Origin of the sequence: Halorubrum californiense DSM 19288 (assembly GCF_000336875.1) — an archaeon.
In the GTDB taxonomy this organism is placed as follows: Archaea; Halobacteriota; Halobacteria; order Halobacteriales; family Haloferacaceae; genus Halorubrum; species Halorubrum californiense.
In genome coordinates this window covers 1-20113 of sequence record NZ_AOJK01000009.1, presented here as the reverse complement: position 1 = coordinate 20113, position 20113 = coordinate 1, and the positions used below count along the sequence as shown (strand labels likewise).

The 20113-nt window shown below is 70.6% G+C and carries 18 protein-coding genes; 7 read left to right on the top strand and 11 right to left on the bottom strand.

The window, feature by feature from the left end; all coding sequences use genetic code 11:
* Positions 1–5: 5 nt before the first annotated feature.
* From dapB to C463_RS01125, 3 genes are all read right to left on the bottom strand, one after another.
* A complete protein-coding gene (dapB, locus tag C463_RS01135; protein WP_008440330.1) occupies positions 6–809 on the bottom strand; it encodes a 4-hydroxy-tetrahydrodipicolinate reductase in 804 nt (267 codons plus the stop codon).
* Positions 806–1807, bottom strand: coding sequence for a 4-hydroxy-tetrahydrodipicolinate synthase (gene dapA / locus C463_RS01130; RefSeq protein WP_008440328.1), 1002 nt, complete (start codon positions 1805–1807; stop codon positions 806–808). Before dapA ends, dapB begins: the two co-directional genes overlap by 4 nt.
* Before the next feature lie 275 nt (positions 1808–2082).
* Positions 2083–2766 (bottom strand): haloacid dehalogenase type II, encoded by a 684-nt coding sequence (locus tag C463_RS01125; protein ID WP_008440326.1) that lies wholly within the window; start codon positions 2764–2766, stop codon positions 2083–2085.
* 158 nt (positions 2767–2924) lie between these two features.
* On the opposite strand from C463_RS01125, the gene C463_RS01120 reads away from it, so the two are divergent.
* Positions 2925–3842 carry an HD domain-containing protein gene (locus tag C463_RS01120; RefSeq protein WP_008440325.1) on the top strand — a complete coding sequence of 306 codons (918 nt, stop codon included), beginning with the start codon at positions 2925–2927 and terminating at the stop codon, positions 3840–3842.
* A 30-nt stretch (positions 3843–3872) separates the two neighbouring features.
* Here the strand turns inward: C463_RS01120 and C463_RS01115 are convergent, their stop codons facing one another.
* Entirely contained in the window at positions 3873–5417 is a 1545-nt protein-coding gene (locus tag C463_RS01115; protein ID WP_008440320.1) for an aldehyde dehydrogenase family protein, read from the bottom strand.
* Between the two features lie 117 nt (positions 5418–5534).
* Here C463_RS01115 and C463_RS01110 point away from each other — a divergent pair, with 117 nt between their 5' ends.
* On the top strand, positions 5535–9362 hold the full coding sequence (locus C463_RS01110) for a transcriptional regulator FilR1 domain-containing protein (RefSeq protein ID WP_008440319.1): 3828 nt from the start codon (positions 5535–5537) through the stop codon (positions 9360–9362).
* A 65-nt stretch (positions 9363–9427) separates the two neighbouring features.
* A complete protein-coding gene (locus C463_RS01105; RefSeq protein ID WP_008440316.1) occupies positions 9428–9937 on the top strand; it encodes a PUA domain-containing protein in 510 nt (169 codons plus the stop codon).
* A gap of 348 nt (positions 9938–10285) precedes the next feature.
* Here the strand turns inward: C463_RS01105 and C463_RS01100 are convergent, their stop codons facing one another.
* The 6 genes from C463_RS01100 to C463_RS01075 form a co-directional block, all read right to left on the bottom strand.
* A complete protein-coding gene (locus tag C463_RS01100) occupies positions 10286–11323 on the bottom strand; it encodes a presenilin family intramembrane aspartyl protease PSH (protein WP_008440314.1) in 1038 nt (345 codons plus the stop codon).
* A gap of 757 nt (positions 11324–12080) precedes the next feature.
* On the bottom strand, positions 12081–12887 hold the full coding sequence (locus tag C463_RS01095; protein ID WP_008440313.1) for a nitrilase-related carbon-nitrogen hydrolase: 807 nt from the start codon (positions 12885–12887) through the stop codon (positions 12081–12083).
* Positions 12884–13315, bottom strand: a complete 432-nt coding sequence (locus tag C463_RS01090) for a CoxG family protein (protein ID WP_008440312.1) — start codon at positions 13313–13315, stop codon at positions 12884–12886. The genes C463_RS01095 and C463_RS01090 overlap by 4 nt, the downstream gene beginning before the upstream one ends.
* Before the next feature lie 94 nt (positions 13316–13409).
* Positions 13410–13637: a DUF7123 family protein gene (locus C463_RS01085; protein ID WP_008440311.1), complete on the bottom strand. Its 228-nt coding sequence runs from the start codon at positions 13635–13637 to the stop codon at positions 13410–13412.
* Positions 13638–13715: 78 nt separating this feature from the next.
* Positions 13716–13898 (bottom strand): DUF7525 family protein, encoded by a 183-nt coding sequence (locus tag C463_RS01080; RefSeq protein WP_008440310.1) that lies wholly within the window; start codon positions 13896–13898, stop codon positions 13716–13718.
* Positions 13899–14039: 141 nt separating this feature from the next.
* Positions 14040–15071: a PhoU domain-containing protein gene (locus C463_RS01075; protein ID WP_008440304.1), complete on the bottom strand. Its 1032-nt coding sequence runs from the start codon at positions 15069–15071 to the stop codon at positions 14040–14042.
* A 239-nt stretch (positions 15072–15310) separates the two neighbouring features.
* Between C463_RS01075 and C463_RS01070 the strand changes: the two genes are divergently transcribed.
* Positions 15311–15670, top strand: coding sequence for a response regulator (locus tag C463_RS01070; RefSeq protein WP_008440303.1), 360 nt, complete (start codon positions 15311–15313; stop codon positions 15668–15670).
* Between the two features lie 60 nt (positions 15671–15730).
* On the opposite strand, the gene C463_RS01065 is transcribed toward C463_RS01070, so the two are convergent.
* Positions 15731–16111 (bottom strand): DUF7522 family protein, encoded by a 381-nt coding sequence (locus C463_RS01065; protein WP_008440302.1) that lies wholly within the window; start codon positions 16109–16111, stop codon positions 15731–15733.
* Between the two features lie 105 nt (positions 16112–16216).
* Here C463_RS01065 and aglJ point away from each other — a divergent pair, with 105 nt between their 5' ends.
* From aglJ to C463_RS19520, 3 genes are all read left to right on the top strand, one after another.
* Complete coding sequence (gene aglJ / locus C463_RS01060) at positions 16217–17275, top strand: S-layer glycoprotein N-glycosyltransferase AglJ (RefSeq protein WP_008440301.1); 1059 nt, start codon at positions 16217–16219, stop codon at positions 17273–17275.
* Positions 17276–17555: 280 nt separating this feature from the next.
* Positions 17556–19481 (top strand): ABC transporter substrate-binding protein, encoded by a 1926-nt coding sequence (locus C463_RS01055; protein WP_049905371.1) that lies wholly within the window; start codon positions 17556–17558, stop codon positions 19479–19481.
* A 39-nt stretch (positions 19482–19520) separates the two neighbouring features.
* On the top strand, positions 19521–20113 hold a 593-nt coding region (locus C463_RS19520), incomplete at its 3' end, for an ABC transporter permease (protein ID WP_008440299.1).

Below are 20113 nucleotides of genomic sequence, written 5' to 3'. Positions count from 1 at the left end.
CTCGGTTATTCCTCGCCCGCGTCCAACACGTCGCCGAACCCGTACCAGCCGGGGTCGCTGGCGGCGAGCCACGCGGCGGCGTCGAGCGCGCCCTCGGCGAACACCCCGCGGTCGCCGGCGCGGTGCGTGAGTTCGAGCGTCTCGCGGTTCCCCGCAAGCAGGACCTCGTGTTCGCCCGTCACGTCTCCCGCCCGGCGGGCGTGGACGCCGATCTCGGTCGACTCGCGCGGCGCGTCGCCCTCGCGGCCGTGGACGCGCTCGTCGAGGTCGCCGCGGACCTCCTCCACGTCGTCGAGGATCGACTTCGCGGTGCCGGACGGGGCGTCGCGCTTCGCGTTGTGATGCGTCTCCGTCAGCTCCACGTCGTACCCCGGGAGCGCCGCGGCCGCCTCGCGGACGGCCCGGCGGAGCGCGGCCACGCCGCGCGCGAAGTTCGACGCCTTGAGAACTGGCACGGACTCGCTCGCGGCCCGGAGGTCGTCGACCTGCGACTCGGTGAAGCCGGTCGTCCCCGTCACGAGGGGGACGCCCGCGTCGGCGCAGGTCTCCGCGTACGCGACCGCCGAGTCTGGGCCGGTGAAGTCGACGAGGACGTCCGGCTCCTCGCTCGCGAGCAGGTTGTCGAGGTCGGCGGCGTCCTCGACCGCGACGCCCGCCACGGGGTCGGTCGCGGTGCGGTTGACGGCGACCGCGACCGTGACGTCCTCGCGGTCGGCGGCGGCCTCGATCACCTCGCGACCCATGCGGCCGCCAGCGCCCGTGACGGCGATTCGGAGGTCGGCGGCAGTCGGGTCGCCCGAGTCGCTCATTCCGCGTCCTCCGCCGCCGCGGGGTCGGCGGCCGTCGGGTCGAGCGCCCCCGGTGCGTGCTCCTCGTACGCGGCCAGCAGGTCCTGGAGCGACTCACGGCGGTCCTCGGAGAGCCGCGAGAGCGGCGAGCGAACGCGGGGACCGCCGCGCCCGCGGACGTACATCGCCTCCTTCACGGGGATTGGGTTCGTCTCGGCGAACAGCTCACGGACGAGCGGCGACAGCTCGTGGTGGAGCGCCCGCGCCCGGTCGTAGTCGCCCGAGAGCGCGGCGCCGACCATCGCGCAGGTCCGCTCGGGCTCGACGTTGGCGACCACGCTGATCGTGCCCGACCCGCCGATCGAGAGGACCGGGAGCGTGAGGCCGTCGTCGCCCGACAGCACCGCGAACGACTCGTCGCGGGTGCGCTCGATCACCTCGCTTATCAGATTCAGGTCGCCGGAGGCCGCCTTGTACCCCCGGATGTTCGGGTGTTCGGCGAGCTCGACCGTCACGTCGACCGGGATCGACTGCCCCGTGCGGCTCGGGACGTTGTAGACGATCTGGGGGAGGTCGACCTCGTCGGCGATGGTCCGGTAGTGGTCGAGGAACCCCTGCGGCTCGGGCTTGTTGTAGTACGGCGAGATGAGCAGCAGGCCGTCGGCGCCCGCGTCGGCCGCGCGCTGCGATAAGGAGAGCGCCTCCGCGGTGTTGTTCGAACCGGTGCCGGCGATCACGGGGATGTCGTCGAGCGCGTCGCGCACCGTCTCGATCACCGCGACGTGTTCGTCGTGGCTCATCGTCGCCGACTCGCCGGTCGAGCCGACGGGGACCACTCCGTCGACGCCGGCGCGTTCGAGGTAGCGCGCGTTTGCGGTGAGCTGCTCGTGGTCGACCGCCTCGTCGTCGGTGAAGGGGGTCGTCATCGCCGGATAGACGCCCTCGAAGGGGGCGCCCGCCGCGTCTCTGTCCGTCGATTCGGTCGTCGCGTAGGGTGTCGTGGTGGTCGTGTCTGTCATGGGTGCTGCGGTGAGTCCGGGTCGGTCAGTGGACCGGTGCGCGCGGGTCGGGGGTCGTCCGGGACGGGGTCGCCACTCCCGCCGGCGGACGGCTCACGCGCGTTTTTTCGAGAAGAGCCGCGTCGCTGGCGTCGACCGCTGGCCGCGTGCGGACGCGGGTCGAATCACACCGACATATGGAACGGACGCGCGCTTATACGTTGTGCCTCGGGTCGAAACTGCCGCGGCGGCCGGTTGCCGGTCGCGTCCGCGTGATCTCCGCCTCCGCGTCCCGGTCAGGCCCCGAGCAGGTCGGCCAGTTCGTGAAGCGTCTCGACGGTCGCGTCCGGGTCGCCGCCGAACGGCTCCCACGGCGTGCCCTTTCGGTCGACCCACGCCGCCTGCATCCCGGCGTGGCGCGCGCCCAGCACGTCGAACCAGCCGGCCGTCGCATGGACCACCTCGTCGATCGAGGTCCCGGTCCGGGCCGCGCCGTGCCGGTAGAGCTCGGCGGCCGGCTTGAACGTCTCCACCTCGTCGGCGCTGATCGCGTCCTCTATCAGGTCCCCGATGTCGGCGTGGTCGACCATCGACGCGAGCATCTCGAGGTCGCCGTTCGAGAGGACGTAGCAGTCGTAGCCGGCGTCGCGGAGCCGCTCGATGGCGTCGCGCACGTCGCCGAACACCTCCAGCTCGTGGTACACCGCGAGGATCTCGTCGCGCTCCGCGTCCGGCAGGTCGACGCCGTGCGCGGCGAGCGCGTACGTCAGCGCGTCGCGGTTCATCTCGTAGAACGGCTGGTAGGCGTCGACCGCGTTCGCGACGAACGTGTACGCCAGTGACCGCGACCGCCACAGCCGGGACACCGGCTCGGGGTCGGCGACGCGGTCCGCGAGCGCCGCCTCGGCGGCGTCGACGTCCACGAGCGTGCTGTACGAGTCGAACGTCACCGTCGAGACGCGGTCGGGATCGAACCCCATACGCGACGCCACAGCGGGTGACCGGATAACCGGCCGGGGCGCCGGCAGGACTCCACGAGCGGACGGCGGTGCGACCGCGGCGGTGCGATCGCGGCGATCCGCGCGCCGCGCCCGCGCGGCTCGCACATTTATGCCGGGCGGGCGACTCTGGTCGACGCATGACCGACCCTGCCGACGACGCCCCCGAGCCGACGGACGACGTCTCCGACCCGACCGACGAAGCGGCCGGTTCGACCAGCGGCGGGCGCGACGAAATCGCCGACGACACCGACGCCGGCCGCCACGAGTACGACCCGGACGCCGACCACGCCTTCCCGGACGAGCGGCTCAACGAGGTCCTCGCCCGGCTCGAATCCGACGAGGAGATAGTCACCTACCTCGAGGCGCAGAACGTCAACCCGGTCGCGCGGAAGGGGTACAACGACCACGGCTCCAAACACGTCGAGATCGTCCGCGACCGCGCGCTCCGCCTGTACGACCTGCTCAAGTCCGGCGGCGTCGAGTTCAACGGCGCCCGCCAGCAGGGGCTCGACGAGGCGGACGAGCCCGTGATCGTCGCGCTGGCCGCGACGCTCCACGACATCGGCCACGTCGTCCACCGCCACGACCACCCGTACTACTCGATCCCGCTGGCGGCGGACCTCCTGAACGACCTGCTCCCCTCGTTCTACGACGTTGCCGATCAGGTGCGCGTGAAGGCCGAGGTGCTCCACGCGATCTTGTGTCACCACACGGAGGAACAGCCGCTCACGCTGGAGGCGGGCGTCGTCCGGATCGCCGACGGTCTCGACATGGAACGCGGGCGCTCGCGGGTCCCCTACGAGGAGGGCGGCCGCGGGATCAACACCGTCTCCTCGCAGGCGATCGAGCGCGTCTCGCTCCGCGAGGGCGACGAGACTCCCGTCCAAGTCGTGATCCGCATGAACAACGCCGCCGGCGTCTATCAGGTCGACTCGCTGCTGAAGGCGAAGATGGAGGGGTCGCTGCTGGAGGACCGGGTCCAGACGATCGCGATCAACACCCACAGCGACGGGCAGGACGGGAACGGCTCGATCGTCGACCGGATCGAACTCTGATCGGCCGCGCCCGGAGCGGAACGCTCCGGGTTAGGGTCCGCGAAGCGTGTCGCCCGCCCCGTTCCGATGAGACGCCTCGTCCGCGACGGTCGTCGCGGCGACGGTGGTCGTCTGCGCGAAGTAGTCCGGAGTGAGCCCCCCGCACAGTTGGCTCCCCTCAGCGGTCCCGCCGCCCAACACGGGCGCCGCCTCGAAGCCGTTCGAGCGCGCCCCCGTCGCCGCGATCCCCGGCTGATTGACCACGAGGCGACCGGGAGCGAGCCGCTCCGCGACCCGCCGAGCGCGGCGCTGTTGGGTGGTGTGGACCGCCGCGGCGTGGGGGGAACCGATCTCGGCGGCGAGCGCTGTCGCGGCGTCGAACCCGCTCCGTCCGTGGACCGCGACCGCGGGGATCCCCGGCAGCGTCGCGAGCCGATCGTCCGCGCCGTTTGGCTCGGCGACGAGGAACGACGCCTCGCGGGCCGCGCTCGGGAGGTCGAGCGCGGCCGCCAGCCAGCGCGGCGAGTTCCCGCGGGGATCGGCCTCGTCGTCTCCGTCGTCTCCGCCGTCTCCGTCATCGCCGAGGAGCGCGCGGAGTCGGTCGCGCTCGGCGGCGTCGAGGACGTACCCGCCCTCGGCTTCGAGCGCGGCACACAGCGCGTCGACCGTCGGAGACACCGTGACGACCGCGGCGTCGCCCGCGGGGTGGGCGCCGAAGTCGTAGGTCGCCCCGACCGCGACCCGCGTCGCCACGGCCCGATCCGGGACCGAGCCGTCCGCGACGGCGACGACGCCGTCGGCGCCCGTCGCCGCGTTCGGCATCCCGCAGCGCTGCCCCGCGGCGACCGTCGACTCGGAGCCGGCCGCCACGACGAAGTCGGCCCGCTCGAACAGCGCGTCGGTCTCGGGCTTCGCCGCCGGTGCGGGCAGCATCGACACCGCGCCGGTCGGCGCACCCGCGTCGGCGAGCGCGCGGCGGGCCGTCTCGACGACGACGTCGCACGTCTCCACGGTCGACGGCGAGGGGGCGAAGACGACCGCGTTCCGGGCGGCGAGCCCGTACAGCGAGAGGACCGCGGGGATCACGACCGGGTGCGTCGCGGGGACCGCCGCGCCGACGACCCCCGTCGGCCCGGCGACGGTCACCGTGCCCGCCGCGCCGTCGCGGTCGATCACGCCGGCCGTCGGCGCGTCCCGCAGCGTCCGCCGGGCGGCGTCGAGCGCGGTCGCGACCTTCTCGCCCTTCGTTCCGGGGTGGCCCCGCCCCGTCTCGTTGGCCGCCGACCGCGCGAGGCGACTGACCGTCTCCCTGTCGGCCAGCCGCTCGCCGACGGACCGAACGAGGGCGTCGACGTCGTCGGGGTCCCACGCCGCCAGTTCGTCCGCCGCCGACCGCGCGGTCGCGACGGCCCGCGACGCGCGGCTCGGCGGGGCCGATGCGGCGGTCTCGTCCGCCGTCGACGGGTTGTCCGGTTCGGTCGCCGCTGCGCCGCTTCGTCCGGTCAATTCCGTTTCGTCGAGCCCGGCCGACTCCGTTTCGTCGAGCCCGGCCCCCGCGCCGGAATCGTCGCCCTCGCCCGTGCGGTCCCTGTCCATGGGGCCGACTGCGGCGTCATCCGGCTTATTCTCACCCCGTGAAACACTGTGTCACCGCGTGCGAGGAGTCGTCACTGAAGAAACAGTTATGTAGGTCGGTATGGTGCGTGCGGACGTATGACGGAGCCGTCCGAGCTCGTGGGCGTCGCCGAGCGCCGCCTCGACTTCCTCGAACGGCTCGCCGCGGAGCCGCTGCGCAAACACGAGCTCGTCGACGCGCTCGGCCACTCCCGGTCGACGGTGAACCGCGCGATAGACGAGCTGGAGGCGGCCGGGCTCGTCGCCGGCGAGACCGACGGGTATCGGACGACGCTCTCCGGCCGCCTGCTCGCGGCCGCGTACCGGGAGTTCCTAACGGTCGCGGACGACCTCGCGGCCGCGGGCGACGTGCTCGACCCGCTCGGCGCGGACGTCGACGTCGATCCGGCTGTCCTCCGCGGTGCGGAGACGTACCGGGCCGCGGCCCCCGATCCCTACCGACCGCTGGAGGTCCTCGACGAGGCGCTCGCCAACGCGGACTCGGTCGCCGCCGCGCTGCCCGCGTTCCCGTACCCCCGGATCGCGGAGCGACTCCGGCGCGCGGCCGCCGGCGGCGGGACCGTCGACCTGACGCTGGCGGACCGGGCGTACCGACACGCGGCCGAGCGCTTCGCGGACGACCTCGGCGCCGTCGCGCGCCGGGACGACTGCCGGGTCGCCGCGGTCGACGCCGTCGACGCCGGGGTCGTCGCGGCCGACGGGACCGCGCTGCTCCTCACCTTCGACGACGCCGGCACGCTCCACGGCGCGGCGGCGTCGACCGAGCCGGAGGCGGTCGCGTGGGCTGAGACCAAGGTGCGCGAGCTGGTCGACCGCGGGCGTGACGTCGGTGAGGCGCTCGCGGCGATGGATCGCTCTGCGGCGGGGCGGGGCGCTGGCGACCGGGTTGAGGGCGCGAGCGACCGAGCCGAGACCGAGGAGTCCGACGACTCAGTCGATGAGGGCGGCGGTGAGGCGTCCGACCGAGCGGACCGAGATGCGGGGGCGGACGGTCGGAGAGCGAGCGCCGCCGGCGGGCTCTTCGGGCGGATCGGTTCGGGCGACGACGGCCGGCGGGCGCTCTCGGCGCAGGGGTTCCACGCGGTCGACGCGGACCGGCTCTCCGGCGACCCGGACCCGTACGGACCGCTCCGCGCCACGGCGTCGTTCCCGGAGGTCGACGCGGGATACGTCCTCGACAGGACGACGGTGCGCGACGGCGACCGACGTTCGATCGCCGGGCTGCTCGTCGACGGCCTCGCCGAGGCGAGGGACCACGCGCTGGTCGGCCCGCCGGGCAGCGGGAAGAGTACCGTCTGCCGGTGCGTCGCGGTCGAGTGGTTCCGTTCGGGGTGCGGCCCTGTGACCTATCGCCCGAGCGACGGCGGCGACCCGTTCTCCGCGACGGAGCGACTGCGCGAGCGCGTCACCGAGGGCGACGGTCACCACCTCGTCGTCGTCGAAGACGCCGTCTATCCGGACGCCGCCGAGGCCGTCGGGGTCGCCCGCGAACTGGCCGACCGAGACGACGTGTCCTTCCTCTTCGACGCTCGCGAGGAGCCGTACGACGACCCGAACGGGCTCCCGCTGTCGCCCGCCGACCTCCGCTACCGCCGGGAGATGGCGACCGTGCGGATGCCGCGGCTCGACGAGCGCGAGGTAGAGCGGTTCGTCGACCACGTCGCCGACCGTACGGGGTCCGCGCCCGCGGCCGACCCGGCCGCGCTGCTCGCCGACGTGCGGCGCGCCGACGACGAGCGCGTCGGCGAACTGCTCGCGCTCGTCCACCGGCTCGTCCGCGCGACCGGCGACGGCGCGAGCGTCGTCAGGGTGGGGGAAGGGAGCGCCGGCGGCGCCTCGGAGCCGGGAACCGACGCGAACGACGCGACGGCCGGCCGCGACGGCGCGGGCCCCGAGTCCGGACTGGAGGCGGCGGTCGCGGAGGCGGTCCGGGAGGCGAGGAATCGGCCGCCACCGACCGCGGACGTCGCGGTGCTGGTGAACCTCCTCAACGTCGCCGGCGTGGCTGATTCCCGGACCCTGGCGTACGCGCTCGTCGACGGGCCGAACGGGAGCGGCGGACCTGAGACCGGGACGGGGACCGACGGCGACGAGTCGCCGACCGTCGACGAGGTTCGCCGTGCGCTCGACCGCCTCGTCGGGTCGGCCCTCGTCCGGTCGGGCGACGGGGAGTACCGCGCGGTCCACGACGAGTGGTCGGTGCTGTTCTTGGAGCGACTCGTCGAGCGGGAGCCGGGGCCGGTCGTCGCCAGACGCGTGGGACGGGCCGTCTCGCGGGTTCTCGCGCTCGCGGACGACCCCGCTCGTCGCGCCCGCGTCCGGCGCGCCGTCGGCGGGGACGAACCGACGGTGAACCGAATCGAGCGCGACCCGAGCGCGTGGGCGGCCGAGACGGTCCGCGCGGTGTACGGCGTCGGTCGGCGCTACCCGCGGCTCGCGCCGCTGTACGGACGCGTGCGCTGCGCGTGGATCGAGCTCCCGGACGCGTGCCCGGACGACCTGCGGAATCGGCCGCCGGAGTGGGTGGCGCGGATGTACGTCGAGGCCGGCGACCTCGACGGCGCGAGGGCGGCGCTGGACGCGTGGCGGCCGGCGGACGAGGCGGGCGCGGCCGAGCGCCAGCGCGGGTACGGCGACGTCGCGCGGCGGCGCGGCGAGTACGACGCGGCGCGCGAACGATACGAGCGGGCCGAGGAACTGTTCGCGGCAGCGGGCGACCGGGGCGGTCTCGCGGCGGCGATCCGGGGACGGGCGCAGGCGGCCCACTTCGACGGCGACTACGAGGTGGCTTACGAGGCGGCCTCGCGGGCGTACGCCATCGCCGCCGAGGTCGGCGACCCCATCGCGAGGGCGAAGGCGCTGATGGACGCCGGCAACGCGCTCGACTCCCTCGACGGGACCGACGCGGTCCTCGACCACTACCGGGTCGCCGGCGACCTGTTCCGCGCATACGACGACACCCACGGAGAGGCGAACGTCCGGGCGAACCTCGCGGTCGCGCTGCGGCGGCGCGGCGACCTCGACGCGGCCGAGCGGACGGCGAGACGCGCGCTCGACGGCTACCGGACCGTCGGCGACGAACACCGCGAGGCCATCTCGCTTTTGAACCTCGCGGCGGTCGCCGAGCAGCGCGGCGCCGTCGGCGAGGCGGTCGCCCACGCGTCCGAGGCGCGGGCCACCGCCGAGCGGATCGGCTCGGACATGTACGAGGCGTTCGCGCTGAGCCACCTCGGCAGCGCGGCACACCTCGCGGGCGACCTCGACCGGGCGGAGCGGTTCCTGACGGCCGCGCTCGACGGCCTCGACCGCCTCGGCGCCGACACGCGGTGCGCGATGGTGACCGCGATCCTCGTCGAGGTGGCGATCGACGACGGCGACCTGCCCGAGGCGGCGCGGCGGATCGAGCGGACCGCGTCGCTGCTGGAGGACCACGTGGGGCGGAAGCGTCTCGCCGAACTGGACCGGATCCGGGGGCGGCTGGCGCTCGCTCGCGGGGACGGCGACGCCGCGGCGGCGGCGCTGACGGACGCGGTCGCCGCCGCGAGGACGGGCGGGTTCACGCAGGTCGAGGCGCAGGCGCTCGCGGCGCTGGGCGCCGCGGAGGCGGAGCGCGGCGACACCGCCGCGGCCGCCGAGCGGCTGATCGCGGCCCTCGATCTGGCCCACCGGATCGGGAGCGCCCGGGCGATCGTCTCGGCGGCCGACCGGCTCGCCGATCTGCTCTCAGTGAGCGTGGCCGACTCGGGCCCGATAGACCGCGAGGCGCTGACCGCGGTCCTCCGGGAAGCGCCGCCGGAACCGATCCCGGCGGAGTCTGCGGCGGACCCGGCGGCGTACCGAGCGGTCGCCGACCGCTGGCGCGTCGACGGCGACGGGGTCGCCGTGGCGTACCCCGCGCTCGGCTGAGAGGTCGGGGCGACGACTCGGGGCGCTGTCGCAATCGCTTTCAGCGCGCGCGGAGAACCGCGGCCATGACCGACGCAGACACGCTCGCGGACCTGCGGACCGCCGCCGACTACCAGTTCGGGGCCGGCGCGGGCGACGCCCTGTTCCCGCCGGACGCCCCGCTCACCGTGCGCCGGTCGAGCGGCGGCCGGCCGCGGCAGGTGATCGACGGCGACGTCGACGACACCCCGGGCAGCAGCGAGGGGAACCGGCTCGTCTCGTACGGCACCGACGGTCGGTTCACGCTCGGGCTCGCGGGCGGGAAGCGGATCGCCGAGACGTTCTCCGCACCGCGACACCGGATGGTCGTCGGCGAGGAGAGCGAGCCGTTCGTGCGCGAGGGGCGCAACGCGTTCGCGAAGTTCGTCACCGCGGCCGACGCCGGGATCCGGCCGGGCGACGAGGTACTCGTCGTCGACGACGACGGAGAGATCTTCGGGGTCGGCCGGGCCGAACTCTCCGGCGCGGAGGCCGAGCAGCTCGGCTCCGGCGTCGCGGTGAAGACGCGTGACGGGAACCCCGCGGACGACGACTAACGCATTTTCTACGGTGGCGCGTGCCTGCGAGCGGCCGGAGCGAAGCGGCGGCCGCGAGGAGCACGCGCGAGGGACGCCGCGAACGCCCGGAGGGCGTGAGCGGCGAGGCTGGGGAGGTGTGAGGTGCGGGGCGGTCGCGGTCGGGCGGGACTCGAAGGGGCAGTCGCGAGGCGGGCGCAGGCGACGAAAGCACCGCAGGAGCGAACGGAGTGAGCGACGAGGAGCGCAGCGAGCGTGCGCCCGCCTCGCGGCTGGGGCTTCGGTGGTAGTCGGGTCGGTCAGCAAGTCATCATAAATAACGTCGCACGGCCGCGGAGTCGAGATTTCGGCAGCTTCGGTGAAGCCGACTTAGAAGAACGTCGCGAGCCCCAGCGCTTCGAGAAGCGGGACGCCGGCGACGAGCGACCCGACGAGGTAGCCGCCGATCGCGCCGCCGTTCAACAGGGGAAGCCCCGCGTGCGGCCGGCCCTTTATCACCCATCGCATGAGCACGAGCAGTCCCCCGAGCGTTCCGACTATCGCGAGCAGCGCGGGGAGGTTGACGCCGAGCAGCGGGACGCCGAGGTCCTTCGCCGGCGAGAACGTCGCCGCGCTCGCGATCAGCACCGTCGGGATGACGGCGTCGCCGAGGCCGATGAAGAAGGCGTCGCGGTCACCGGGATCGGCGGGGGCTTCGTTGCCCTCGTCCCCGTCCGCAGCGGCGCCTTCGTCGGCGTCGCCGGAGACTGACTCCCCGTCGTCGATAGACGCGGACTCCGCGTCCGACTCCTCCTCATCACCGACCCCCGCGGCCTCGTCGCTGGCCGACTCGCCGTCGAGCAGCGAGTACGACAGCGACAGGGGGATCACCAACACGACGGGGATGTTCAGGTCCATGATCCCCTCCGCGAGCGACAGCATGTGTTCGGTGCCGTACACCGAGACCGCGTCGTAGACGGCGAGGACGGTAAGCAGGATGAGCGCGGGCAGCAGGCCGAAGGAGATGCCGAACAGTCCCGCGGCGCCCGCGCCCATCAACACCCCGGCGGCGTCGATCACGTACCACTCGGGGTGGACGAGCAGGCCGACGGCGACGGCGACCGCGGGGACGGCGGCCGCGAGCGGCGAGACGAGCGCGGAGAACACGTACCACGAGAGATACGCCGAGACGCCGACGATCAGCAGGCGGATCGCCCGGTCGAGGTCGTACCGGAACGCCGCCAGCATCAGCCCGGTCATCGCGACGATGGCGACGACGTACAGCACGCTGTTCGCGGGGTTATCGGGGTTCTCGACCGCCTGATAGCCGCTCTCGGCGAACTCGGGGACCAGCGCCAGCGCGCCCACCTGAACGACGAGGAACAGCGCGACGACGAAGGCGACGCCGCGGTACTCGCGGGGGAACATTCTACCGCCGGTTCGTCGGCTGAGGGTTTCGGCCTTGCGCTTCGGCCCCGGACACCGGGCACCGCCGCTGTCAGGTGGAAGCGAACGCAAAACGGGTTCGGGCTCGGTGTGGGAGCGGGTGGACCCGAACCCAAGCCGACGGACGACGGACGGTGGAAGCGAGCGGCCGGACGGCCCGCCCGAACGGGATGGGGCCGACCGGATTCGTCCGCGGCGTCTACTTCCTCCTGCGAGCGACGTAAGTACCTACCGGCCGAGTTATCAGTACAGATACTCTCCTCCGAACGAAGCGACTCCCGCCGCGGCGTCCCCCGAATCGCTCCGGCGTTCGGTACTGCGACACGGAATCAGCGACGTCGAGCGCGCCGAAAGCGGACGAGACCGGGCGTCGGTGGAAGTGAGAAGTGAAGCTGTGGCAGAGGGAAGGGGAGACGGGCGAAAGGGGTGGAAGCGGAAGGGGAGACGGGCGAAAGGCGAAGCGGCGGTGGGAGGCGGACGGGCGGCGGCCGGACAGCGGACCCCCGGGCTGTCGTCGGCGACGCCGCCCAGTGGTCGGGACGGGCGCGCGGATCGATTAACGCCGAATTCCAACGAGAAAAGCGTCGGTCTTCGGCAAGAGACGATATGTTCCTCACGCGTATAAATGTGTGAGATCCGGATGCGCAAGATCCGGCCGTGTGGAATCCGGCTGTATGAGATCCGTGCGTACGGGATCCGAAGTCGTGAGGATCGGCCTCGATCGAGCCCGCGGACGCGCTCACCGCCGGTCGCGGAGCGCGGGGAACTCCTCGCGGACCGCCGCGACCCGCTCGGGGTCGACTTCGGCGGTGACGACGCCCGGTTCGTCGCCGACCGACGCGAGCGCGGTTCCCCACGGGTCGTACACCGCGCTCCGGCCGCAGAGCGCGTCGTCGCCGAACCGGCCGCTCCCGTTGACCGCGGCGACGTACGCGAGGTTCTCGATGGCCCGCGCGCGGCCGAGGGTCCGCCAGTGTTCGATCCGGGGGTACGGCCACGCGCTCGGCACCAGCACGCACTCGACGCCCGCGTCGACCATCTCGCGGAACTGCTCCGGGAACCGGAGGTCGTAACAGGTCGTCACCCCGACCGTGACGCCCGCGAGGTCGACGACCGGCGACCGCTCGCCGGGCACCATGCGGTCCGTCTCCTCGGAGCCGTACCCGAACAGGTGCCGCTTCCGGTAGACGAGGCGCCGCTCGCCGTCGGCGTCGAACAGCACCGCGGCGTTGGCGAGCCCGGACTCGGCCGGTACGTCGAGGCCGTCCGCGGCCGACGCCGACAGGTCTTCGACGACCGTCCCGGCCAGCACCGCCACGTCGTTCGCGTCGGCAGCGGCCGCGAACCGGGCGAGGCGGTCGCCGGCGAGGCTCTCCGCGGCGCGACCGTACGAGTCGAACGCGAAGTAGCCGACGTCGAACAGCTCAGGGAGGACGACGAGGTCAACGCCTTCCCCGGCGGCCGCCCGGACGCGGTCGAGCGCCCGCTCGACGTTCTCCTCGACGGCGCCGCCCTCGACCCCCAGTTGGACGCCGGCGAGCTTCATGCCGGCGAGGCGAGCGAGGCGCGGAGCGCGTCTTCGAGGTTGTCCAGCTCGGCGTCGAAGTTGCGCTTGAAGAAGGACTCGACGCCGGGGAGGTTCCCGTCGACGACGAACTCGTTGGCGAGCCGGCAGCCGCCGTCCTCGGTCTCGGTGATCACGTGTTCGCCGGTCACGCGGAACGCCCGCGACTTCCCGACGAACTTCACTCGGTTCGGCGCGTCGCGCTCGACTTCCTCCGTCTCGACGTCGATCGTCGAGCGGATCATCGGTATCGGGAGCGCGACGTGCCAGGTCGCGGTCCGGTCGTCGTGGATCTCGAAGGAGTCGACCACGCTGATGGCGCCCGCGCGCTGCTCCGCGTCCGAGATGAACGCCCACACGTCGGCCGGCGGCGCGTCGAACTCGAACGTCCGGGAGACTCGAACGGTCATACGATCCTCCTTAGGGGCGACGGGGGTTAAAAATGCGCGCCGACGGTGTCGGATGCGGGGAACGCGGCGAGCGCGTCGAGGCCCGCTCGGGCCCTCAACCCTCCGGCGTCACGCGCCACGTGGTCGACTTAGCGCGGCCCCACTTCTCGATGTCGACGTCGTCCGACTTCTCGGCGAGCCGGGGGAGCCGCGAGCCCACCTGCTTCGCGGTGAGACCGATCGCGTCGGCGATGGTCTTCGAGCGAACGTACCGCTCGCCACGGGTGACGCTGTCCGTGAGGTACGCGAGGATCCGCTGTTCCTCCTCGGTGTACTCGCTCATTACCGGATATACGCGTCTGACGTCCTTAACGGTTTCTCGTCGTTCGCGGCCGATCGGCCGGCTCGTGGCGCGGCTCCGTCAGTCGAAGAGCTGTACCGCGCCGACGGCGAGCGTCGCGAAGACGAACGCGCCCGCGAATCCCCACGCTTTCCCGAGCTGCCCCGGGTACGCTATCATCACCACGGCGCCGACGACCGCGATGGCGCCGAGCGCGAGCGCGACGCCGACCTCCTTGTCCGATTCGATGGAACCCTCACTCATACGAACCGCTTCGCGGGGGACCACTTAGTTCATGCGAACCGCGCGACGCGGCCGGCGGCAACCTGCGACGGCCACCGGCCGCGGGCGAGCCCGGGCGAGGCGTCGCGATCGGAACGGGCGGGCCGGGGCGACGCGCCGCGATCAGATGATCTCGACGTGTTCCGACGCCTCGTTGAGCGCGAGGTTCGCCGCGATCTCCGCGTTCCGCATGGCGTACTCCGCGGTGTGCTGGAGGCTGACGAGCACCTCTCGGGTCATCAGCAGCGTCTCGTTGTCCAGGTCGTCCGGCAGTTCGTCGAGGATCTCCTGTTCGCGGTCCTCCAGCCGCGAGAACAGGTCGCGGCACTCGACGGTGAGGTCGTAGTCGCGCTCGACGACCGCCCGCACCGCGAGCGCGGTCAGCTCGTCCACTTGGTCGGTGAACTCGCGGATCTGCCGCATCGTCGCGCTGTCGACGTCAAGGGTGTGGCCGTCGGCCTCCATCACGATCTCGGCGATGTCCTCCGCGTTGTCCGCGGTGAGTTCGAGGTTCTTCGCGACGGAGCGGTAGCCGATCAGCGGGAATCCCTCTTCGAGACCGACCGCGCGGGCGAGGTTCGGATTCTGGTAGGCGGTGAAGATGAGCCGGAGCAGGAGGACGAATATCTTGTTCGCCTGCCGCTCGCGGTTGAGCGCGCGCTGCGCGAGGTCGGGGTTGCCGTGCGCGAGCGCCTTCACGCCCTCGCCGCGCATCGTCGAGCCCGTGTTCTCCAACCGTTCGAGCAGGTTGTCGAGGGTGAAGTCCTCGGGGTCGACGGAGCAGCGGATCGAGATGTCCTCCGGGGTCTCCTCGATGACGCCGAGCCCCATCAGCTGGGTCTCGGCCTTGTACACCGCGTTGATGTGCTCGCTGTCGAGCGTCCCCTCGCTGCGGACGTGGATCACGCGCCGCCCCAACACGTACTGCGCGACGATCGCTCGTTCGAGCGAGCGCGCGTCGAGGCCGTCGGCGTTGATCACCGCCTCCGACTCCTCGGAGCTCACCGATTCGGGGAGCACCGTGAGCGTCCCCTTACCGCCCATCCGCAGCGACACCTCGTCGCCCTTGTTCACGCCGTGTTCCTGTGCCCCCTCCGCCGGGAGCGTCATCGCCAGCGTCGACGGCCCTAACCGCTGGACCTTCCGCGTTTCCATACGCGGAGTTATCGTGGGATAGACCTTAACGTTGTTCCCGGGTTCATTATATGCTTCATCGAATATACAAGGGATCGCGGCCGCGCGGGCGTCGCGCTCCCGACGCCGCAGTCGACTCGCGCCGGTGCGCGTTGTCGTCCACCGCGTCGACGCGCGTGTCGTGACCTGTTCGTGCCGAGCGATCTCATATCGTGCCGAGCGATCCGCGCGCTTATGTCGGTCAGGCGGGGAGAACGGGTATGACCGAGCGGGTACTCGTCGTCGACGACTCCTCCTTCCAGCGGACCGTCGTCCGGGACGCGCTGGCGGACCGATTCGAGGTCGTCGACGAGGCGGAAAACGGCGCAGAGGCGGTCAAAATCTTCGAGGCGTACGAGCCCGACGCGGTGTCGATGGACGTCGTGATGCCGGAGATGACCGGGATCGAAGCGACCGCGGCGATCAAAGACCGGTGGCCCGACGCGGTGATCGTGATGTGTACGAGCGTCGACCAGCAGGAGAAGATGATGGAGGCGGTGAAGGCGGGCGCCGACGGGTACGTGACCAAGCCGGTCGACGCCGACGAGCTTGTCGGCGAGTTCGAGAGCCACCTCGGCTGAAGCGCCGGATCAGGCCGCGTCGACGGCGGAGCGTCAGGCGGGATCAAACAGGCGGAGACGTCAAGCGGGGTCGAACGATCGGAGGATCGACGCGAGCGCGCTCGCCAGCTCCTCGAACCGGTCCATCTCCATCGAGTCGGTCGTCACCCAGACGCCGTGGTCGTTGGCGATGACGCGCGTGAGGTATCCGTTCTCGAACACCCGGACGGTGAACCGGTAGTCGCCGAGCTGGGTGTCCGCGTACATCGACTGCGCGTGGAACCCCTGCCGCTCGTTCTCGGCGAACCCGACCAAGTCGGCGGTCCGGCTCAGGTCGCTGCGGAGGTACAGCTGCTCGACGTCGTCCGCCGTGAAGTACGTGAGGCTCCGCAGCTCGTCCCCCGTCGCCGTGCGGGCCGCGCTCAGTAGTTCGTCGGCGTGTTCGTCCGGTGGTTGGGACATACGACCACGATCATCGCTCTCATACATGAGCGTGTGGGTGGCCGCATGGTCGCCCGGCGACCGGGAGGGACAGAGTTTACCGACTCCCCCGTGACCGCTCGCTTGATGAGCGACCACGACGACGTCTGCGTCCTGTTGCCGACGATGAACGAGGCCGAGACGGTCGCACGCGTCGTCACGGACTTCCGCGACGCCGGGTTCGAGACGCTCCTCGTGATCGACGGCGGCTCGACCGACGAGACGCAATCGATCGCCCGCGAGGCAGGCGCGCGCGTCGTCGAGCAGACGGGGCGCGGGAAGGGACAGGCGGTCAGGGAAGCCGTCCGGGACCACGTCGAGTCGCCGTACGTGTTGATGGCGGACGCCGACGCCACCTACGACGCCGACGACGCTGCGGCGATGCTCGAACCCCTCTTCGAGGGCGAGGCCGACCACGTCATCGGGAACCGGTTCGCGGATATGCGTCCGGGCGCGATGAGCCGGCTCAATCGGATCGGCAACCGCCTGATCAACCTCGCGTTCCGGACGATCCACCGCGAGGGCTACCGCGACATCCTCTCGGGGTACCGCGCGTTCACCCGCGAGTCGTTCCGGCGACTTCACCTCACTGCGGACGGGTTCGGGATCGAGACGGAGATGGCCGTCGAGTGCGTGAAGAACCGCGTCCCCGTCGCCGTGGTCCCGATCACGTATCGGGAGCGTCCCGGTGGGTCCGCGACGAACCTCCATCCGATCCGGGACGGCGGAGTGATCTTCTTGGAGCTGTACCGGAAGGCGAAGACGAACAACCCGCTGTTCTACTTCGGAAGCGTCGGTGCGGCGTCGACCGCGGCGGGGTTGGCGATCGGTGCGTTCGTGCTGTACCGGTACCTCGCGGTCGGCGTCAGCCACGAGATCCTCGCCGTCGGTGCGGTCGGCGCGACAATCCTCGGCATTCAGCTGCTCGTGTTCGGCGTCCTCGCGGACATGATCCACTCCCTCCATCGCGAACAGATCGCACGGTACGAACGAGCGCTCGGCGGTGAAACGGTCGAGGGAACGTCGGTCGCCGACGGCGACGGTCGATCGGTCGAAGCCGACGCGAGCGCCGAGGCGAGCCCCGCGACGCGGACTCCCAGTTCCGAACCCGACGACGCCGCCGGTCGAGACGGTCGCGGCGACTGAAGGCGCTCCCGCAACGGGCGGGGAACGGCTGGCACCGCACTGGTAATTTCGGACTCCATTCCGGTGAGTGTCGGCCATTCGAGCGCGGCACCGTTATATGGCAGAAGTATGATATTTATTTACTCTGTCAGCGCAGATTTTCTGATACGCGATGAAATATGCGGCTGTGAGCCTTTTTCCGTGTTGAATGGACCGATTATCAAAACGGATGTGCGATGATCATCCCCGACAACTGTCCCGATGTCTGAAGTTTTTTATACACCCACTCGTACTAATTGGTATGCCACGGCGAAACATTGAAAATAGTGATGATCCCCGGCATCTCGACCGGCGACAATGGCTCTCCGCGCTCGGTCTCGCCGGCGCAGTGACGCTCGCCGGCTGTTCCGGGAACGGCGGTGACGGCGGCGACGGCAACAGTTCCGACGGCGGATCCGGGTCGGACGAACTCTCCCAAGAAGAGGTGTTCGCGACGGCCGCAGCGTCCTCCTTCTCGACCCTCAACCCGATATACAACGACGAGAACGGTGCCGGAGACGCGATCGCTCGGGCACTCGATCTCGGCTACACGTTCGACGAGGAAAACGAGTACGTTCCGCTCCTCTACGACATGTCCACCGAGGACGGCGAAGTGTGGACGTTCGAGGTGCGCGAAGGACTCGAATTCAGTGACCCGTACGGCGAAGTGACCGCGAGCGACTTCGTCTACCTCATCCAAGAGATCCACCAGAGCAGCTGGGCGAGCTCGGCCGCGTCGGCGGATTGGGACGGAGTAACGGTCGAAGAGACCGGAGAGTACGAGTTCCGGGCGACGCTGAGCACGCCGCAGCTACTCTGGCCCGAGAGCTACGAGCCGCAACTGTACCCGATCCCGCAGGGGCTCCTCGAACCGTACGTGGAGGAGGAAGACACCGAAGGACTTCGACAGGACGAAGAGCTGCTCGAGCTCCAGTTCTCGGGGAACCTCGGTCCGTACGTCCTCGACGAGTGGCAGCGTGACGGCGGAACCCGATACAGTCGGAACGACGACTACTACCTTCAGGACGCGGACGATCTCCCGGACGCGTTCGGCGAGGCCCCGTACTTCGAGGAGGCCGAAATCCGCGTGATCAGCGAGCAGGCCTCGCGGCTCGGTGCGCTGGAGACCGGAGCGGTCGACTCGGCGGCGATCCCGCCGAACCAGGTCGAAGCGTACCAGAACAACGACGAGATATACGTCAACCGGATCCCGCAGCCGTACAACGAGAAGATCTCGCTCAACATGCGGGACAACGGCTGGACGACCGGGCCGGGGAACATGTTCCGGCACGTGCCGTTCCGCCAGGCGATGGCCTCCGCGATCGACAAGGAGGGACTGATCCAGGGCGTGTTCCGCGACTTCGCCGAGACCCACTTCACGTGGCAGCCGCGGTTCAGTAACTTCTACCCGCCGGAGGAGGACATCCCGATGTTCGGCGTCGGCGACAGGTACGGGAGCGAGGTGGCTCGCGGACTGGCCGAAGACGCGTTCGAGCAGTCCGAGTACGACTACCGGTTCGACGGGGACGCGATGGTCGATCCCGACGGAAACCAAGTCCAGCTCAGCCTCTACCACAGCGCCGGGCAGAACACCGAGCAGCTGATGGCGGACTTCATCGCACAGGAACTCGGTGAGAACCTCGGTATCGACGTCTCCGTCGAAGCCATCGACGGAACCCGATTCAACAACGAGTACTGGACGCAGACCGACTACCCGACTCCGGAGACGAACGAGGCGGGCGAGGTCACCAGCGTGCCGGACGAGCTCGTCGACACGGTGAACGGCGAGGAGGTTGAGTGGACCCAGCCCACCTCAACCAACCCCGGCCCGCGCAACGTCACGTCCAACGAGTCGTGGGACATGGAGGTCGTGTTCGGCCTGAACACGTACCCCCGGAACCCGCTTACAAACAGCGTCTTCTTCGAAGGCGCGAACCCGCTGTACAACCCCGTCGGTTACTACCCGGGGTTCAACGCGGAGGAGCTGTTCCAGAACGCGCGAGAGGCGACCTCGGAGGACGAGTTGGCGGACGCGCTCATCGAACTGTTCGTCAACCTCGCCGAGGAGCAACCGTACATCATGCTCACGTTCCCCGACGACACGGTCGGGTACCGTGAGGGACTCGAAGGCCCCATCGAGAACTTCTCCAACGGCTGGAACCTCCCGGCGTGGAGATACGGGGAATAGGTCGCTCCCTCGCTACCACCCGTTCTCTACGATATCAACATGGGATTTGGAAGGTACGTTACCGCTCGCGTTCTCTGGGCAGGAGTTGTATCGCTCATCATCACTACGATCACGTTTCTGCTGCTGTCGGCCGCTCCGAACCCCGACGTACAGCAGGCCGCCACGCAGGCGGCGCTCCAGGGAGGCGATCCGGCGGAGGCCACACAGCGGGCGAGAGAGCTCCGAGGGCTTGACGAACCGCTCTACGTCAGGTACTTCGACTTCATCCAAGGAGTGTACACCCTCGACTGGGGCTGGTCGAGCAGTCGGAGCCAGCCGGTCATCGAGGCGGTCGGCAACTCGCTGTACTACACCGCGCAGTACTCAATTCCGTGGACGATCCTCACGGTCATCCTCGGTCCGCTCGTGGGCGTGTACTCCGCTGCGAACATGTACAGTTGGCGGGACCACGCGGCGACCGGCTTCGCCTTCTTCGGCTACGCCATCCCGAACTTCTTTTTCGGCATCATCCTGCTCCTGATCTTCGGGGTCTGGTTGGAGGTGATACCGATCGTGTACAACACGGACGTCGCGGTCTTCAGCGTCGAGAACGCCGTTCAGCTGGCGATCCCGGTGCTGTCTCTTATACACAT

What these genes read in the sequence shown, in the direction of transcription:
- dapB (WP_008440330.1), bottom strand. Translation starts at nt 809, where the DNA reads ATGAGCGACTCGGGCGACCCGACTGCCGCCGACCTCCGAATCGCCGTC.
- C463_RS01125 (WP_008440326.1), bottom strand. Translation starts at nt 2,766, where the DNA reads ATGGGGTTCGATCCCGACCGCGTCTCGACGGTGACGTTCGACTCGTAC.
- C463_RS01090 (WP_008440312.1), bottom strand. Translation starts at nt 13,315, where the DNA reads ATGACCGTTCGAGTCTCCCGGACGTTCGAGTTCGACGCGCCGCCGGCC.
- C463_RS01070 (WP_008440303.1), top strand. Translation starts at nt 15,311, where the DNA reads ATGACCGAGCGGGTACTCGTCGTCGACGACTCCTCCTTCCAGCGGACC.
- C463_RS01055 (WP_049905371.1), top strand. Translation starts at nt 17,556, where the DNA reads ATGCCACGGCGAAACATTGAAAATAGTGATGATCCCCGGCATCTCGAC.
- C463_RS01065 (WP_008440302.1), bottom strand. Translation starts at nt 16,111, where the DNA reads ATGTCCCAACCACCGGACGAACACGCCGACGAACTACTGAGCGCGGCC.
- C463_RS01080 (WP_008440310.1), bottom strand. Translation starts at nt 13,898, where the DNA reads ATGAGTGAGGGTTCCATCGAATCGGACAAGGAGGTCGGCGTCGCGCTC.
- C463_RS01115 (WP_008440320.1), bottom strand. Translation starts at nt 5,417, where the DNA reads ATGGACAGGGACCGCACGGGCGAGGGCGACGATTCCGGCGCGGGGGCC.
- dapA (WP_008440328.1), bottom strand. Translation starts at nt 1,807, where the DNA reads ATGACAGACACGACCACCACGACACCCTACGCGACGACCGAATCGACG.
- C463_RS01105 (WP_008440316.1), top strand. Translation starts at nt 9,428, where the DNA reads ATGACCGACGCAGACACGCTCGCGGACCTGCGGACCGCCGCCGACTAC.
- C463_RS01085 (WP_008440311.1), bottom strand. Translation starts at nt 13,637, where the DNA reads ATGAGCGAGTACACCGAGGAGGAACAGCGGATCCTCGCGTACCTCACG.
- C463_RS01075 (WP_008440304.1), bottom strand. Translation starts at nt 15,071, where the DNA reads ATGGAAACGCGGAAGGTCCAGCGGTTAGGGCCGTCGACGCTGGCGATG.
- C463_RS01110 (WP_008440319.1), top strand. Translation starts at nt 5,535, where the DNA reads ATGACGGAGCCGTCCGAGCTCGTGGGCGTCGCCGAGCGCCGCCTCGAC.
- C463_RS01100 (WP_008440314.1), bottom strand. Translation starts at nt 11,323, where the DNA reads ATGTTCCCCCGCGAGTACCGCGGCGTCGCCTTCGTCGTCGCGCTGTTC.
- C463_RS01095 (WP_008440313.1), bottom strand. Translation starts at nt 12,887, where the DNA reads ATGAAGCTCGCCGGCGTCCAACTGGGGGTCGAGGGCGGCGCCGTCGAG.
- aglJ (WP_008440301.1), top strand. Translation starts at nt 16,217, where the DNA reads ATGAGCGACCACGACGACGTCTGCGTCCTGTTGCCGACGATGAACGAG.
- C463_RS01120 (WP_008440325.1), top strand. Translation starts at nt 2,925, where the DNA reads ATGACCGACCCTGCCGACGACGCCCCCGAGCCGACGGACGACGTCTCC.